This is a genomic window from Romboutsia sp. (genome assembly GCF_035470145.1).
In the GTDB taxonomy this organism is placed as follows: Bacteria; Bacillota; Clostridia; order Peptostreptococcales; family Peptostreptococcaceae; genus Romboutsia_D.
In genome coordinates, this window is the sequence record NZ_DATIRC010000168.1 from 30411 (window position 1) to 46367 (window position 15957).

Annotated in this window: 13 protein-coding genes; 2 read left to right on the forward strand and 11 right to left on the reverse strand. The window is 28.3% G+C overall.

The features are described 5' to 3' along the window. Window positions 1-20: 20 nt before the first annotated feature. The 3 genes from VLM92_RS06855 to VLM92_RS06865 all read right to left on the reverse strand — a co-directional run bounded on the left by VLM92_RS06855 (window position 21) and on the right by VLM92_RS06865 (window position 3097). Window positions 21-1067, reverse strand: a complete 1047-nt coding sequence (locus VLM92_RS06855; RefSeq protein ID WP_325275603.1) for a carbamoyl phosphate synthase small subunit — start codon at window positions 1065-1067, stop codon at window positions 21-23. 12 nt (window positions 1068-1079) lie between these two features. Then, window positions 1080-1796, reverse strand: a complete 717-nt coding sequence (gene pyrF / locus VLM92_RS06860; RefSeq protein WP_325275604.1) for an orotidine-5'-phosphate decarboxylase — start codon at window positions 1794-1796, stop codon at window positions 1080-1082. Between the two features lie 452 nt (window positions 1797-2248). After that, window positions 2249-3097, reverse strand: a complete 849-nt coding sequence (locus tag VLM92_RS06865; RefSeq protein WP_325275605.1) for a nitroreductase family protein — start codon at window positions 3095-3097, stop codon at window positions 2249-2251. A gap of 326 nt (window positions 3098-3423) precedes the next feature. On the opposite strand from VLM92_RS06865, the gene VLM92_RS06870 reads away from it, so the two are divergent. Beyond that, complete coding sequence (locus VLM92_RS06870; RefSeq protein WP_325275606.1) at window positions 3424-4653, forward strand: aminopeptidase; 1230 nt, start codon at window positions 3424-3426, stop codon at window positions 4651-4653. Between the two features lie 392 nt (window positions 4654-5045). On the opposite strand, the gene VLM92_RS06875 is transcribed toward VLM92_RS06870, so the two are convergent. From VLM92_RS06875 to VLM92_RS06890, 4 genes are all read right to left on the reverse strand, one after another. Next, window positions 5046-6005 carry a carbohydrate kinase family protein gene (locus VLM92_RS06875; RefSeq protein ID WP_325275607.1) on the reverse strand — a complete coding sequence of 320 codons (960 nt, stop codon included), beginning with the start codon at window positions 6003-6005 and terminating at the stop codon, window positions 5046-5048. 226 nt (window positions 6006-6231) lie between these two features. After that, window positions 6232-8622, reverse strand: a complete 2391-nt coding sequence (locus VLM92_RS06880; RefSeq protein WP_325275608.1) for a homocysteine S-methyltransferase family protein — start codon at window positions 8620-8622, stop codon at window positions 6232-6234. After that, window positions 8594-9319: a vitamin B12 dependent-methionine synthase activation domain-containing protein gene (locus VLM92_RS06885; RefSeq protein WP_325275609.1), complete on the reverse strand. Its 726-nt coding sequence runs from the start codon at window positions 9317-9319 to the stop codon at window positions 8594-8596. Before VLM92_RS06885 ends, VLM92_RS06880 begins: the two co-directional genes overlap by 29 nt. A gap of 5 nt (window positions 9320-9324) precedes the next feature. Next, window positions 9325-9780, reverse strand: coding sequence for an S-ribosylhomocysteine lyase (locus VLM92_RS06890; protein ID WP_325275610.1), 456 nt, complete (start codon window positions 9778-9780; stop codon window positions 9325-9327). 265 nt (window positions 9781-10045) lie between these two features. Between VLM92_RS06890 and VLM92_RS06895 the strand changes: the two genes are divergently transcribed. After that, a complete protein-coding gene (locus VLM92_RS06895; protein WP_331681706.1) occupies window positions 10046-10771 on the forward strand; it encodes a tRNA 2-thiocytidine biosynthesis TtcA family protein in 726 nt (241 codons plus the stop codon). Window positions 10772-10906: 135 nt separating this feature from the next. On the opposite strand, the gene VLM92_RS06900 is transcribed toward VLM92_RS06895, so the two are convergent. The 4 genes from VLM92_RS06900 to arcC form a co-directional block, all read right to left on the reverse strand. Continuing rightward, complete coding sequence (locus tag VLM92_RS06900) at window positions 10907-12382, reverse strand: phytoene desaturase family protein (RefSeq protein WP_325275611.1); 1476 nt, start codon at window positions 12380-12382, stop codon at window positions 10907-10909. A gap of 138 nt (window positions 12383-12520) precedes the next feature. After that, window positions 12521-12946 carry a hypothetical protein gene (locus tag VLM92_RS06905; RefSeq protein WP_325275612.1) on the reverse strand — a complete coding sequence of 142 codons (426 nt, stop codon included), beginning with the start codon at window positions 12944-12946 and terminating at the stop codon, window positions 12521-12523. Between the two features lie 148 nt (window positions 12947-13094). Continuing rightward, complete coding sequence (locus VLM92_RS06910) at window positions 13095-14636, reverse strand: YfcC family protein (RefSeq protein ID WP_325275613.1); 1542 nt, start codon at window positions 14634-14636, stop codon at window positions 13095-13097. 202 nt (window positions 14637-14838) lie between these two features. Next, window positions 14839-15795, reverse strand: a complete 957-nt coding sequence (gene arcC / locus VLM92_RS06915) for a carbamate kinase (RefSeq protein WP_331681707.1) — start codon at window positions 15793-15795, stop codon at window positions 14839-14841. Window positions 15796-15957: the final 162 nt, after the last annotated feature.

Here is a 15957-nt window from a genome sequence, read left to right on the forward strand (position 1 = left end):
TTATCTAAACAATTTATGATTTATACTAATTCTAAAAACTTGTCGAATATATAATCATTGTCTTTTGGTCCTGGACAAGCTTCTGGATGATATTGCACACTATATATAGGTAATTGAGTATGTCTCATTCCTTCTACAGTATTATCATTTAAGTTTATATGAGTTACTTCCATGTTCTCTGGCATTTGAGAAACATAGTATCCATGATTTTGAGACGTTATGAAAACTTTGTTTTGTTCTAAATCCTTAACTGGGTGATTTCCACCTCTATGTCCGAATTTTAACTTAGATGTTTTTCCACCTAGTGTTAAGGCTAAAAGTTGATGCCCTAAACAAATTCCAACTATAGGCTTTTTACCAACTAATTCTTTTATATTTTCTATGACATCTTCCAAATCTTCTGGATCTCCAGGTCCGTTAGATAAGAATATCAAATCTGGGTTTATTGCTAATAATTCTTCTGATTTAGTTGTTGCAGGGAATACAGTTATATCACATCCACGATTGGCAAATGATCTTAAGATATTTTGCTTAACCCCAAAGTCCATAACAGCTACCTTAGGTCCCCCTCCACTTATATGTTCTACTTTTTTTCTAGTTACTGTTTTTACAGCTGTTGTATTTGAGAAACTATCTAATTTAGCTTGAACATCTTCTAATGAAGCATTTTCTAAAGTTATTATACCTTTCATAGTTCCATTATTTCTTAATATTTTAGTTAAGGCTCTTGTATCTATACCTTCAAGTCCTATAACTTTATTTTGTTTTAAATATGTGTCTAAATCCATTTCACATCTAAAATTATTTGGATTATCACTCTTTTCCCTTACTATAAATCCTTTTACATGAACTCCTGTTGATTCTACATCTTCTAAATTTATTCCATAATTCCCTATAAGAGGGTAAGTCATTGTTACTATCTGTCCATAATATGAAGGATCCGTTAGTACTTCCCCATATCCTATCATAGAAGTATTGAATACCACTTCACCTATACTGTCATTTAGATATCCAAAGGCTTTTCCTTCAAATATTGTTCCGTCTTGCAATATTAATTTCCCCTTCATTTATCTTACCTCCTAAGCATTTTCTATTTCATTTACTATGCTAGTTGCTGATTCGCTTGGATTTTCAGCTTGAGTTATAGGTCTGCCAACTACTAAGTAGTGCGCTCCTCTATTTATCGCATCTGCTGGAGTAACAACTCTCTTTTGGTCTCCCACCTCTGCTGTAGCTGGTCTTATTCCTGGACATACAGTTATGAAGTCATTCCCACATACTTCTACTATTTTATGAACTTCTTGAGCTGAACAAACAACTCCGTCTATTCCTGATTCTTTCGCTAATTTGGCTCTTTTTATAGCTAATTCCTCTGTAGTCATGTTACATCCTATATCTTGTAAATCTTGATTACTTAATGATGTTAGAACTGTAACCCCTACTACTAATGGCTTTTCTATGTTTAATCTTTTTGCTTCTTCCTTAGCAACTAAAGCACATCTTCTCATACCTTCCATATCAGATACATGTATTGTCATTAACCATACATTATCTCTTACCGCTGCTCTTACAGCACTTTCCATAGTGTTTGGTATATCGTGAAACTTAAGATCTAAGAATATTTTCTTTCCTTTTTCTTTTAAGTAATCTATTGTTTTTCCCCTAGTTGATACATATTGTTCTAAACCAACTTTAAATATGTCTACGCTATCTTCTAACTTATCTATCAATTCTTTAGCTTTATCAAATTCATTAGTGTCAATTGCAACTATTAATTTTTCTTTTCCATTTATCATCTTGAACTCTCCTTTTTAATAAAGCCCTAACTATCCATATTTATTTAAATATGATTTTAAAAAAATCCTTACACCAATAGAGGTATAAGGATTTTATCTATGCATAACTTTTATAGTTTATACTTTAGCTATGAGATATCTTTCCCAGCCTCTCTGGACTAGTTTAAAAGACTTTATTATTTTATTTTTTTATTTTTTTATTAATATAAAAAACCTCTAACTAATCCAGCTAGAGGTTATAAATATAAATTTAAATAGTCATTTTATACTTAACCTTTTTAGCCTCTCTGGACTACTTTCAAGGAATTTTATTTTCAATTTAATCGCTTCATATCCTCTCTGGGATATTTTAAAGCTTTATCTTGTATACAATTATTACATTTATTAGCTTTCATGTCAACTATTCTTTTGACTGTTTATATTAAATTATATAATTTCTATTTTAATATAATTTAATATTCTTCTAATATACTTATGTAATATTTTTTTCCTATTTTTCTTTTTTTATCAATTTTATTATACGTCACAGATATATTATATTTTTCACAAGCCATATCAAAATGTCTTAATGCAATGCCCATACTTATATGGGTCATATTTTCTAACGATTTTTTTTGTTTTTCTTCATATATATGAATTCCATCTTTAGAATAATAGAACATCCAAGGTTGGCAGTTTTTTATAGATGGCGCTACCCTCACTGCATTTAGCACCTTTATCCATTTTCTATCCATTTTCTTGGATATATGTTTTATACTCTTTCTATCTTGATCAACTTTTATAGCTTTAAATAATTTTTCTTGTTCCTGAGCATATCCAAAAGCTATTATGATATATGGATTTTCAATATCATCCTCTTTATTGTTTTTTGTATTCTCATTTTCACATGAATCTTCAAAATCATTTAAATTAACATCATCTGTTTCTATATCATCCAGGTCTATAAACTCCATAATATCTTCTCTTTTTAAGCTACAATCTAACCAACACGTTCCCAATCCTAAAGTAGTTAACTGTAACACTACCTTTTCAATTGCAAACCCAATATTTTGTAAGTAATCTTCACCCTTGTTTGATGTTACTACTATATAATGAGGTGCTTTTATTTTACACTTTTTCCCCATCAATAAGTGAATTAAATGTCCCCTTTCCACAACATGAGCCTTAATTCTTAAATCTTCATTTAGATAAGTTATATCATTACATATTTTTTTTACTTCTTCCATCAAAGGTGCATTTATATTTTTATTAGAGTAATTTCTTATAGTTCTTCTATAAAAAATAGCATCATATAACTCCATTCACGTCCTCCTAATCAATTACGTCTGTATATAAAAAATTCTCTTTACTAATATAATTAACCGTTTCTAATTATGCTAGTTTATATCTGAAATTTATTAACTTGATTTATATCTAAAAATAATATATTTACTAATAGTTTAATAAATCTATATACTATATTATATTATAAGTTTTTTTTAGATTTTTTGTACACTTTTCCAATAAAAATATATTATTTATATTGGAAAATTTATCTAACATTTTTATTTTTTTTGTATTTTTAAATGATTTATGTATTAAAATATAATTAGAATTAAAAAATAATTAATTTTAGGAGGTTGTATTTATGGAACTTGAAATAAATTTAGACAAATATGCTGAACTATCAGTTAAAGTTGGGGTTAACATTCAACCTGGCCAAACTTTACTTGTTAGGTCACCAATAGAGTGTGCTCCTTTTGTAAGAAAAGTTTTAGTACATGCTTACAAATCTGGTGCTAAAAACGTACATATAGAATGGTCAGATGAAGAAAGTACCTTATTAAAGTATTTAAATGCTCCAGAAGAAACATTTAACGAATTCCCAAAATGGATAGCTGAACAGTATGTAGACATAGCAAAAGAGGGAGGGGCATTCTTGACTGTTTATGCTCAAAATCCGGATTTATTAAAAGATGTGGACCCTCAAAAAGTAGCTAATTTCCAAAAAGCTTCTGCTATGGCTTTAAAAGAATGGAGATCTTATACTTTATCTGATAAGTGTAAATGGAGCATAGTATCTGTTCCAACTGAATCTTGGGCTAAGAAAGTTTTCCCTGATGTATCTTCAAAAGAAGCTGTTGATAAACTATGGGATGCAATATTCAAATGTTCAAGAGTAGATGAACAAGACCCAATAGAAGCTTGGAAAAATCATAATGAAGATTTAAAGCTAAGAATGAACTTCTTAAATGATAAAAACTTTAAGACTTTAAAATTTAAATCATCAAAAACTGATATTACTATGGATTTACCTGAAGGTCATGTATGGTTAAGTGGAGCTTCTCAAGACCCTAATGGAATAGATTTCAATCCAAATATTCCAACTGAAGAAGTTTTCTCTATGCCTCATAAATTTAAAGTTAATGGTGTTGTTCATAGTACTAAACCACTTGTTTATGGTGGTAATGTTATAGATAATTTCTCTTTAACTTTTAAAGACGGAAAAATAATAGATTTTACAGCTGAAAAAGGTGCTGAAACTTTAGGTAAACTTATAGATACAGATGAAGGTTCTCATTACTTAGGAGAGGTTGCTTTAGTACCTTTTAAATCACCTATATCAGATACTAATATAGTATTCTTCAATACTTTATATGATGAAAATGCATCTTGTCACTTTGCTCTTGGTTCTGCATACAAAACATGCATCAAAAATAGTGATACTATTAAAGATGAAGAGTTAGATAAACATGGAATAAATGAAAGTTTAACTCATGTTGACTTTATGATTGGTTCTAGTGATATGAATATAGTTGGAGAAACTCATGATGGAAAGGAAATACAAATATTTAAAGATGGAAACTGGGCTTTTTAATATAGTAAGCTTAAATTGAAGTTTCTACTTCTTTTTAAATTTTAAATATAAGATAAATAGTTTACTATTTATCTTATATTTTTTTATGTTTTATAACATTAGTAATAAAAAAAGCATCTATTTTTCGTTATAGATGCTTATTGGGGGAGATTAAGAGATATTTATTATTTAGGGGGAGTAAATATCTCCTATATTTTGATTATGGACATAAATAAAATTAATATACATATTTTATATTTTTATTTTAAATACATAAAAAGACTAATAGGTTTTTTAATTCCTATTAGTCTTTTTATATGTTGACGACAAATGTTTTTTATATTAATTAATCTCATGTATTACAGATTAATCTATAACTTAATTATATATAATTTTTTTGATATAGTAAATTTTTATTTATTATAATTTAATTCAGTCCACTTTATATTACCCACATATTTCTCTACTAAATCATTACTCATATCTGGATGTATAGTTTCTTCTGTAGCTATAGTTATAGACGACATAGCTATTGCATATTTTACAGTATCAACCATATTTACATTATTCATATATCCCTTAGCAATACCTGCAACAAAAGAATCTCCTGCACCAGTAACATTAACGACTTTAACATCGTTAGCTTTTATCTTACCTTCTTCTGTTCCATTGTTATAGTATATACCATCTTCATCTAATGTTATAAATACATTTTGTATCCCTAATTCTATAAAGTATTGTCCTGCTTTTCTTAAATCTTCATCATTGTGTATTTTAAATCCACACATTATTTCTGCTTCATATCTATTTGGCTTTATTGTATGGAAATGTTGTATTAAATGTTTTACATTCTTTGCTTTTGCTGCAGACACTGGATCTAGTATAAATTTAGTCTGTCCACTAAATGTCTTTATTATATACTCTACTATATCCGGTCTATCTGAATCTAGTATCATATACTCTGCTTTTTTTATTATATCTGATTTTGAATCTATAAATTCTGTAGTAAACATATCTATTATTTTCATATCTACTATAGCTGATACCATTTCACCTTGTTCGTCTAAAATAGCCATGTATGTAGGTGTATGGCCACCTTCAATAATTAAAGATTCGCTCATATCATATTTCATCATTTTAGAGTGTTCAATCATTCTATTTCCAGCTTCATCATCACCTAAAATAGATATAAACTGTGTATTAACGCCTACTCTCGCCATACATTCTGCTATATTTCTACAAACGCCTCCAAAAGAAGTCTTTATTTTACCAGGATTAGAGTCATTACATCTATAATTTCTATCTGTAAATCCGCAGATATCAAAAACTGATACTCCGAAAACTAATGCATAAGGCTGTCTTTTTTCAATCATCGTTGTCTACCCTCCCTAAGAATCACCTACCTATTTTATCACATTCTTATACTTTTTTTCTATATATTTTATGTTTTAATGTCATTTATACATATTTTTACAAAAATTTTGTTATTTTTTGCTATATTTTGTAATAAATCTATCTTTTTTATATTGATTTTACCATTTTAAGAGAATTTTTTTTATTTTATTGGTATAAAAACAATACACAAAATAATTCTTGTTTTTATTTAAAGTTTAATTTAGCTATTTCTACTGCAGATTTTGCATCTTTAGAATAAAAATCTGCGCCTATATTTTGTGCGTATTCTTCTGTAAGAACTGCTCCACCCACAAATACTTTTACATCTATATTAGCATTTCTTAATGCCTCTATTGTTTCTTTCATGCTAATTACTGTTGTTGTCATTAATGCACTCAGACCTATTAATTTTATATTTCTTCTTTTAGCTTCTTTAACCACTAACTCAATAGGTACATCTTTACCTAAATCCACTACCTCATATCCATAGTTTTCAAGCATTATCTTAACTATGTTCTTTCCGATATCGTGAATATCACCTTTTACAGTAGCTATTATTATTTTCCCTTTAGATACTACTCTATTGTTTTTTTTCATCAAACTTTCTTTTATTACATTTAATGCTACTTTAACCGTTTCTGCTGATTGAATCAATTGAGGTAAAAATATTTCTCCACTATCATATCTGCTTCCCACTTTATCTAATGCAGGTATTAATATTTCATTTAAAATTTTGTTTTCTGTATGTTTATTTAGAAGATTTAATGTGGCATATTTTACTTCTTCTTTCAATCCTCTTTCAACTATTTTATCTAATGATAGCTCTATGTTACATTCTTTAGTTTTTCCAGTATTTTTATTATTTATAATTCCACTATATTTATTTATATAATCAACACAGTTTTTGTCTATATTTTTTATAACTTTAAAAGAGTTTATAGCTTTCATAATGCTATCTTCATTAGGATTTATTATAGGTAAATCTAATCCATATTCTAATGCTAGAGTTAAAAATACATTATTTAAAGCTTTCCTATTTGGAACTCCAAAAGATATATTAGACACCCCTAGTATAGTTTTTACTCCTAATTTTTCTTTAACCATCTCTATACATTTTAGAGTTTGTACGGCTTCTTCTTGTTGTGATGATACTGTTAGCGACAGACAATCTATAAATATATATTCCTTCTTTATACCATAAGAAATAGCTCTATCTACTATTTTCTTTGCAATTTCAAACCTTCCTTGTGCTGTATTAGGTATCCCATTTTCGTCTAAAGTAAGACCTACTACACAAGCTCCATATTTTTTTACTATTGGTAATATACTATTTAATGATTCTTCTTTTCCATTTACAGAATTAGCTATAGTTTTACCATTATAATATCTAAGACCTTGTTCTAAAGCTTTTATATTTGATGAATCCACTTGTAGTGGAACATCTATAACTGACTGTATTTCCTTTAAAACCTTAGGCATCATTTTAGCTTCATCTATATCGGGCAAACCAACATTAACATTTAAAATCTCAGCTCCTCCGCTAATTTGTTCTAATCCTAAATTTATTATGTAATCAAAATTACCATTTTTAAGAGCTTCTTTTAAAAGCTTTCTTCCTGTTGGATTTAATCTCTCTCCTATCACTGTTGGTGATTTTATTTCTATATATTTGGATGGTGAGCAAACCACACAACTATTTTTCTTTTCTATATTAACCATTTTAAGATTATGTAAGTTTTGTGATATTTTACTTATAAAAGATGGATTTGTACCACAACACCCTCCTATTATAGATGTTCCTACTGTTATGAATTTTTTTACACCCTCATAAAATTCATCTGCATCAACATCATATATGGACTGACCATCTACTATATTAGGTAACCCTGCATTAGCTTGAACTATAACAGGCATAGTAGCTATATTAGCTATCTTTTCAACTATCGGTAAAAGTTGTTTAGGACCTAATGAGCAATTTACTCCAATAGCATCTACTCCTAAGCCTTCAATTGTTGCAACCATACACTCTGGCATACACCCAGTAAAACTTCTTCCATTTTCATCAAATGTCATTGTACAAAATACAGGTAAGTTTGTGTTTTCTTTTGCTGCTAAAACAGCTGCTTTGGCTTCATACAAATCCATCATAGTCTCTATTATTATAATATGTGCACCAGACTTTTCGCCTTGTATAGCTTGTCTTTTAAATATTTCATAAGCCTTGTCAAAACTCAAAGTACCCATAGGTTCTAGCATTTCCCCTATTGGCCCCATATCTAATGCTATATATCTAGGTTTAGATTTATCAGCATTCTCTATTGCAAGCTTAGCCATATTAACAGCATTCCCTACCACTTCTTCAACTGTATATCCTAGCTTATCTAATTTTAATTCGTTAGCTCCAAAAGTATTTGTAGTAACTACATTAGAACCTGCATCTAAATACGCTTTATGTATTTCCATAAGCTTACTTGGATTTTCCAATCCAAATATCTCAGGATTTTCACCCAAGTTTAAACCTTTTTGCTGAAGCATAGTCCCCATTGCACCATCAAATATTAATATATTATTTTTTATATATTCCATTACATTCATTTGTTTCATCCCCTTTTTTATATTTACAAGTTTTATAATTTGAACAGTTTGAACATAACTTTTGGGATTGATTTACTTGATTTGATGTTATACCGATTATTGCCACTACTGATTTTCTAGGAATCATAATTTTACTATCAGTTATCGTTAGTCCTATTTCTTTATGTAAATTTAAAAGGTTTATGATTTCTTTGTTCGACTCTATTGATAAGTCTCCATAACCTGGACTATATCTCATAGTTATGTATTTACCTTGTTTATTTAAATCTTTTTCTATTTCACTTTGTATTAAATCACATACTTCTTCTATTGCCGTAGTCGCACAAGCATCTATTATTATACTTTTTGTTAACTCTAAATATGAATATTTCCTTATTTCTTTCTCAATCTCTATTCCTAATGTAGCGCTCATAATAATACATTCATTGCAACTATGTAGTAAGGTATATAAATCTTTACTCTTCAACTTAAAATTACTTCCTTTTATATATACTTCATTCCTATTTAAGCTTTTATTTTCTCTTGATATAGGATAAACCCTCAAAACATATCGAGGATTTATCTTATCTTTAGTTATTTCAATACATTCATTAATAGTATTTTTAAGATTGTCACTGATGTCTTGGTCTTTGTACTCTAAATATCTTAAAACTTCATTTTTATTTATATCAATTAGATTAGCAAAGTTAAGCGCCATATTAATTATTCTCCATATATATTAAGAGCAAATCCTTTTTCTAAAGCTTCTCTAGCATATTCTTTAGCTCCAAATAAGGATAAGTCTTTGTAGTTTCCACATTCTATAGCTGTAGCCGCTGGCATTTCATTAGCTTCTAATACCATCTTTAATGCTTTTTCTAAACCTTCTTTAACTACTTGGGGTTTTACATCTCCCCATAATATTAAATAAAATCCTGTTCTACATCCCATTGGAGATAAGTCTATTATATTATCTAATGTTTCTCTTAAATAAGTAGCTAATAAATGCTCTAATCCGTGCATTGCAGCTGTCCCAAAAGTTTCAGCATTAGGTTGTAAAAATCTTAAATCAAACTTAGTTACCTTATCTCCATTTACTCCATCTAATACACAGCATTTTCTTACATATGGTGATTTAACCTTTGTATGATCCAATTTAAAACTTTCTACTTTTTGCATTTTAATTCCTCCTTTGTTTTAATTTTATTTACATGATAATATTATGATTCAAGATAGCAAAATAAACATATATAGCATCTTTTCTCTATAAATATATTCAATTACATATTTCGCCATAGTTTCACATAAAACATTTATAATGTTATTATTGTTTAGTACTAGTTAGTTTGTTATAATATTTTAGTTATTTTTACAAGATAGTTTTAAATAACTAAAAAACATAAATACTTATTAATATAGTATTATTTTAATGGAGGACATAATTATGCCTATGCAAAAACTTCTTAGTAAAGCTCGTCAAGCTATACAAGATTTCGATATGATACAAGAAAATGATAAGATAGCCGTTGGTCTTTCTGGTGGTAAAGATAGTTTAACTTTACTCCATATTCTCAAAAGCTATCAAAAATTTTCACCTGAAAAATTTGAATTAATAGCAATAACACTAAATCCTGGAGGAGTAGATAATTCTCCTTTATACAAATTTTGTGAAGAATTAGATGTTCCTTTTTACGAGATTCAAACAAATATAAAAGAAATAGTATTCGATATAAGAAAAGAAAAAAATCCTTGTTCTTTATGTGCCAATTTAAGACGTGGTGCACTAAATGATAATGCAAGAAAACTAGGATGCAATAAGGTAGCTTTAGGACATCATAAAGATGATGCTATTGAAACATTCTTAATGTCAATGCTTTATGAAGGTAGAGTTAATTGTTTTTCTCCTAAAACTTATTTGACTAAACAAGACTTAACGATTATAAGACCAATGGTTTATATAGAAGAATATATGACTAAAAAGATTACTAAAGAATTTAACTATCCTGTTATACAAAACCCATGTCCTGCTAATGGTCATACAAAACGACAAGATATTAAAGAACTTATAACTAAATTAAATAAAGATATGCCTGGAGTTAAAAAAAATATATTTGGAGCTTTGAATAACTCCGAAAAGCTATTTATATGGGATAAAGATAAAATAAGATAATTGACTATATTGGGTGTATTTAATTTTATATATTATCATATAAAAAGCATGGATGTATTAGTAGTATATCCATGCTTTTTATATCTACGCTTATCTATATCTAAATTATAGTCTGTATTTTTAAATTATATCATCTTAATACTTTTCACATATTATATCTGATATAATTTTACTACCCTCAATTATTACAGATACACCATTACCAGGATGTGTAGATGAACCTATAAAGTACAAGCCTTCTATGTCTTTATCTTGTATATGAGGTCTAAAATAGATAGTCTGATTTAATTTATGACTTAGTCCAAATGCTGTTCCATTATATGAATTAAATTTATACTTTAATTGTATCGGAGTTAAATAAGATTCATATAATATATTTCTTTCTATATCTTCTAATCCTGTTATATTTTTTAATTGTTTTACAATATTATTTCTAAGTTTACGTATATTAAGTTTATTCCATTTTATATTTTTATATTGTAAATTAGGCACTCTTACCACTACATTTAAAATACTTTTAAATTCCCCTGATATTGATTCATCTATTTTGCTTGGATAGTATAAATATAATGATGGATTTTCTGGTATTTTACCTTTAAATGGACTTTCTATATTATTTTTAAAATCTTCTCCTATATAAATATTATGTACTTGTAAATCATTATATTTTTTATTAAGGCCTAAGTACATAATAAATACAGAACAAGAATAATCTTCTTTTTTTATTTTTTTAGGCTTCGCATTTTTTGTTTTTTTTATCAAGTTATTTATAGCATATGGATAATCAGCATTACATACTACTATATCAGACTTATAAATTCCTTTATTGGATTTAACCCCTACAATATTATTATTATTTACTAATATTTTTTCCACATTATTTTCGATTTCTATCTTTCCACCTAATTCTAAAATTATTTTTTCTAAAGCTTCTATGTATTTATAAAATCCTCCTTTTATATACCACAGACCATAAATGTGTGATATAGCAGGTATTAAAGTATATAAATTAGAATTAGTGTATGGGTTTATACCTATATACATAGACTGAAATATCATATACTCTATTAGTTGTTTATTGTTTATCGTGTTTTGTAAGTAATTATTAACCGTTGTAAATGGCCTTATATCTATCAACTTTTTTAAAGTTCTAATATTTGTCACATTATTTATATTTGTCATTGGTTCATTTAGAAAATATTTTTTGCTATGTAAATATTTTTCTAATGACTTAGATAAAAAACTTAAGTACTCAACAGATAAGCCTTCTTGCATATGTTCTAACCTTCTTACCATTTTAATTAAATCACTATGAAAATCATATCTATCTCCATTACTATAATTTACTCTATATACTGGATCTACTTTTACTAGTTCAAAATAATCTCTATAGTCTTTTCCTACTGTATCAAAAATTTCAGTATATATTTGAGGAGTCATTAATATAGATGCTGTTAAATCAAACCGAGCGCCTTCTCTAATTTTTATATTAACCTTACCGCCTATAGCTTTCTCTTTTTCTAATATAGTTACATTATACCCTTTTTTTAACAATCTTATTGCTGTACAAAGCCCTCCAATTCCAGCTCCAACAATAAGTACTTTTTTCATAATATACACTCCCTTAATACTAATTTTTTATAATATAGTTAGTATTCCTAGTAAGTACATTATTATTTGTGATATTTTTTCAAAATAATAGACCTACAAATATCAAATCCTAAGATACTTTGAGGTCTTTATTCTTAACTATATGTATTTTTTATTTAGTACAACTGTTGATTCATCTATTTTTACATTAAGTTTATTTTGTATCATATATAATAATACTGGTATATACATGTATGTTAGATATCCTCTAATATTGAATAATATAATTATTAATAAACTTGAAGATAATATTGCCATTATTGTAGAAATTTTATTACTTTTCTTAAACATCTTCATTATAAGACCAAACATTAACCCAAATAGCATTACCATTAAAGAGAAAATAATAAATATACTAAATCCTTGAATTACTACTGGAATCTTTGGAATCGATGAATATCCTATTACAAAAACATATGTTAACACACCAAATATAATATATGTCTTCCCCATAGTATTTTTCTTTAGTAAAAGTAATATTGTAAATGCAAAATAGAAACAACTTAAAAAGCTAGTTAAACTCATGTCACTCACCTATCCTTATCGAAAACTTTTATGCATATATAAATTATACTATTATATAAACAAAACCACAAAGCTTGTATTTAAAAGCCTTATGGTTTTGTTTTTTAAATGTATATTTATTCAATTACCAATAGTTTTTAATCTTATATTACATTCCTAATATCATAGGTCCAACAGCTAATACAATTACTGTAACAATAAATATTATTACTAATAATTTAGTTACAAACTTAACCCATGTAGAATAATCTACTTTTGCTATTGCTAAACCACCCATAACAACTCCTGATGTTGGAGTTACTAAGTTTACTATACCACTTCCTGCAGAGAATGCAGCAACTACTACTTCTGGCGCAATATTTAACTTTTGTGCTAATGGTGCAAATATTGGCATAGAAACTGAGGCAAGTCCAGAAGTTGATGGTATTAAGAATGATAATGCTATGTATATTAAGTATGCCATGTTAGCAAATAACATACCTGATACTCCACTTAATACTCCTGATGCTCTGTCTAATATGTATAAGTCTAATCCTGAGTTTGCCATCATGAAAGATACCCCTCTTGATATACCTATAACAAGAGCAACTCCAACCATGTCAGCACTTCCTGCTATAAATGAACCAACTATATCTTCTTCTGGCATTCTGTAAACTAAACCTATTATAACAGACATTAAGAAGAACCATACTGTTAACTCTGGGAACCACCAAGTACCTAAAGGAGAGCCATTAAGCCATGCTGTAGTATTATCGAATATAGTTACCCCAAAATCATTCCATGGTATAACACTTGCTATCATTACTACAAAAGATAATGCGAATACAACTAAAACTAACTTTCTCTTTCCATCTAGTTCTAATATTTCGCCTGAATCTTTACTGAATGCTTCCTTAGCTGCATCTAATTCATGTTTAGATAATATTGTAGCATTTTTATCTGCATAAACTTTTTTAGCATATCTCATAACATACATTATTGATATTGCTAAAGTTGCAAGCCATAATACAGTATCTAATATTATTATACTACCTTGATTTATTTCTACACCTACTGCTCCTGCTGCTGAAACTGCAGCACCTATAGCAAATGGATTTACTGTTGACCCTAAAACTCCTACACCACAACCAAGTAATAATGTAGCTGCCCCTACTATTGGGTCAAATCCAGCTGCCATCATAGTTGCAGTTATTAATGCATAGAATGCTAAAGATTCTTCAGCCATTCCGTAAGAAGTACCACCTAATGAGAATAAAAACATTAGAACTGGTATTAACATTAATTCTTTTCCTTTTAATTTCTTAACAAGTGCTCCAACTCCAGCATCTAAAGCTCCTGTTTTTGTTACAACTCCTAAGAAACCACCTATTATAAGTACGAATAAAGCAACATCTATTGCTCCTTTAAGTTGTCCATCATTCCATACATTCATGTATGAACCTTCTGCGTCATTTATTGTTTTTAATGCAGCGTCTACTCCACCTTCATCCATAGAAGTACTTATAGCTTCATCTAGAGCTAAATCTTTTACCCCAATCATACCTGTTACTGGTGCCATAATTAAATCAGGTAATTGAGCTTTCTTAACTCCAGGTACAACTTGAGTTATTAATGCGATAGATATCATTATTGCTAATAATACAGTATACGCAGATGGGAATTTAAATTTTTTCTTTTTGTCTTGAGACATTTTGTTTCTCCCCCTTTTGTTTTTTAATTTTGTCTATTATTTTTAAGAGTATACCTCTATAAAAACCTCTAAAATCATTACATAAAACTTCAATTTTTTATTTATAATTTCAAACTACACATTTTTTATATAATAGCATTTTTTAAAAATAAAGGAAATATTATCCTGTATAAGAATAACATTTCCTTTTATAATATATTCTTTATGCGTTACACGTTTCTTTAGCTTTGCATATTATAGTTCCTGTTGTTCCATGTAAAGCTTCTTTAGCTTTTTCTAAAGAAGTTATTAAAGCTTTACCACCAGTAGATGACTGTACGAAATCTACACATGCTTCTACTTTAGGTAACATAGATCCTGGTGCAAAGTGACCTTCTTCTATATAATTAGCAGCTTGTTCTAGATTTATAGATGCTAATGCTTCTTGATTTGGTTTATTGAAGTTTATACAAACTCTATCAACAGCAGTTAATATTACTAACATTTCAGCATCAAGATCTTTAGCTAATTTAGCACTTGATTTATCTTTATCTATAACAGCAGCTACTCCATGTAATGATCCGTCTTCTTTTTCTATTACTGGTATACCACCACCACCAACAGTTATTACTATACTTCCGTTATCAACCAATTGCTTAACTGTTTCTAATTCTACTATCTTTTGTGGTTGTGGAGAAGCAACAACTCTTCTATATCCTCTTCCTGCATCTTCTACAAATGTAAATCCTTTTTCAGCAGCTATTTTGTCAGCTTCTTCTTTAGAGTAGAACATACCAACTGGCTTAGTTAAATTTTTGAATGCTTCATCATTTTCATCAACTACAACTTGAGTTACTATAGATGCAACATTCTTATTTATTTTTCTAGCATTTAATTCATTTTTTATAGATTGTTGTAAATGGTATCCTATATATCCTTGACTCATTGATCCACATTCTGCAAATGGCATACTTGGAGTATTTGCACCATTATTAGCTGCAAAATCCATAGCTAAATTTATCATTCCTACTTGTGGTCCATTTCCGTGTCCAACTATTACGTTGTAACCTTCTTCAGAAAGATCAACTATTGTTTTTGCTGTATGTTTAACTAATTCTAATTGTTCTTCTGGATTATTTCCTAATGCATTTCCCCCTAGTGCTATAACTAATCTCTTCATAATATTACACCTCTATTAAATATATTTTAGATAAATATAACCCCCATCTATATTTTTCTATAACAAAATGGGGGTTACTTAATTTCCTTTATACAACTTTTACTATTTAAACCACCATCTCAATGTTTAACTTAAATCATATTATTATGAGCTGTCTACACA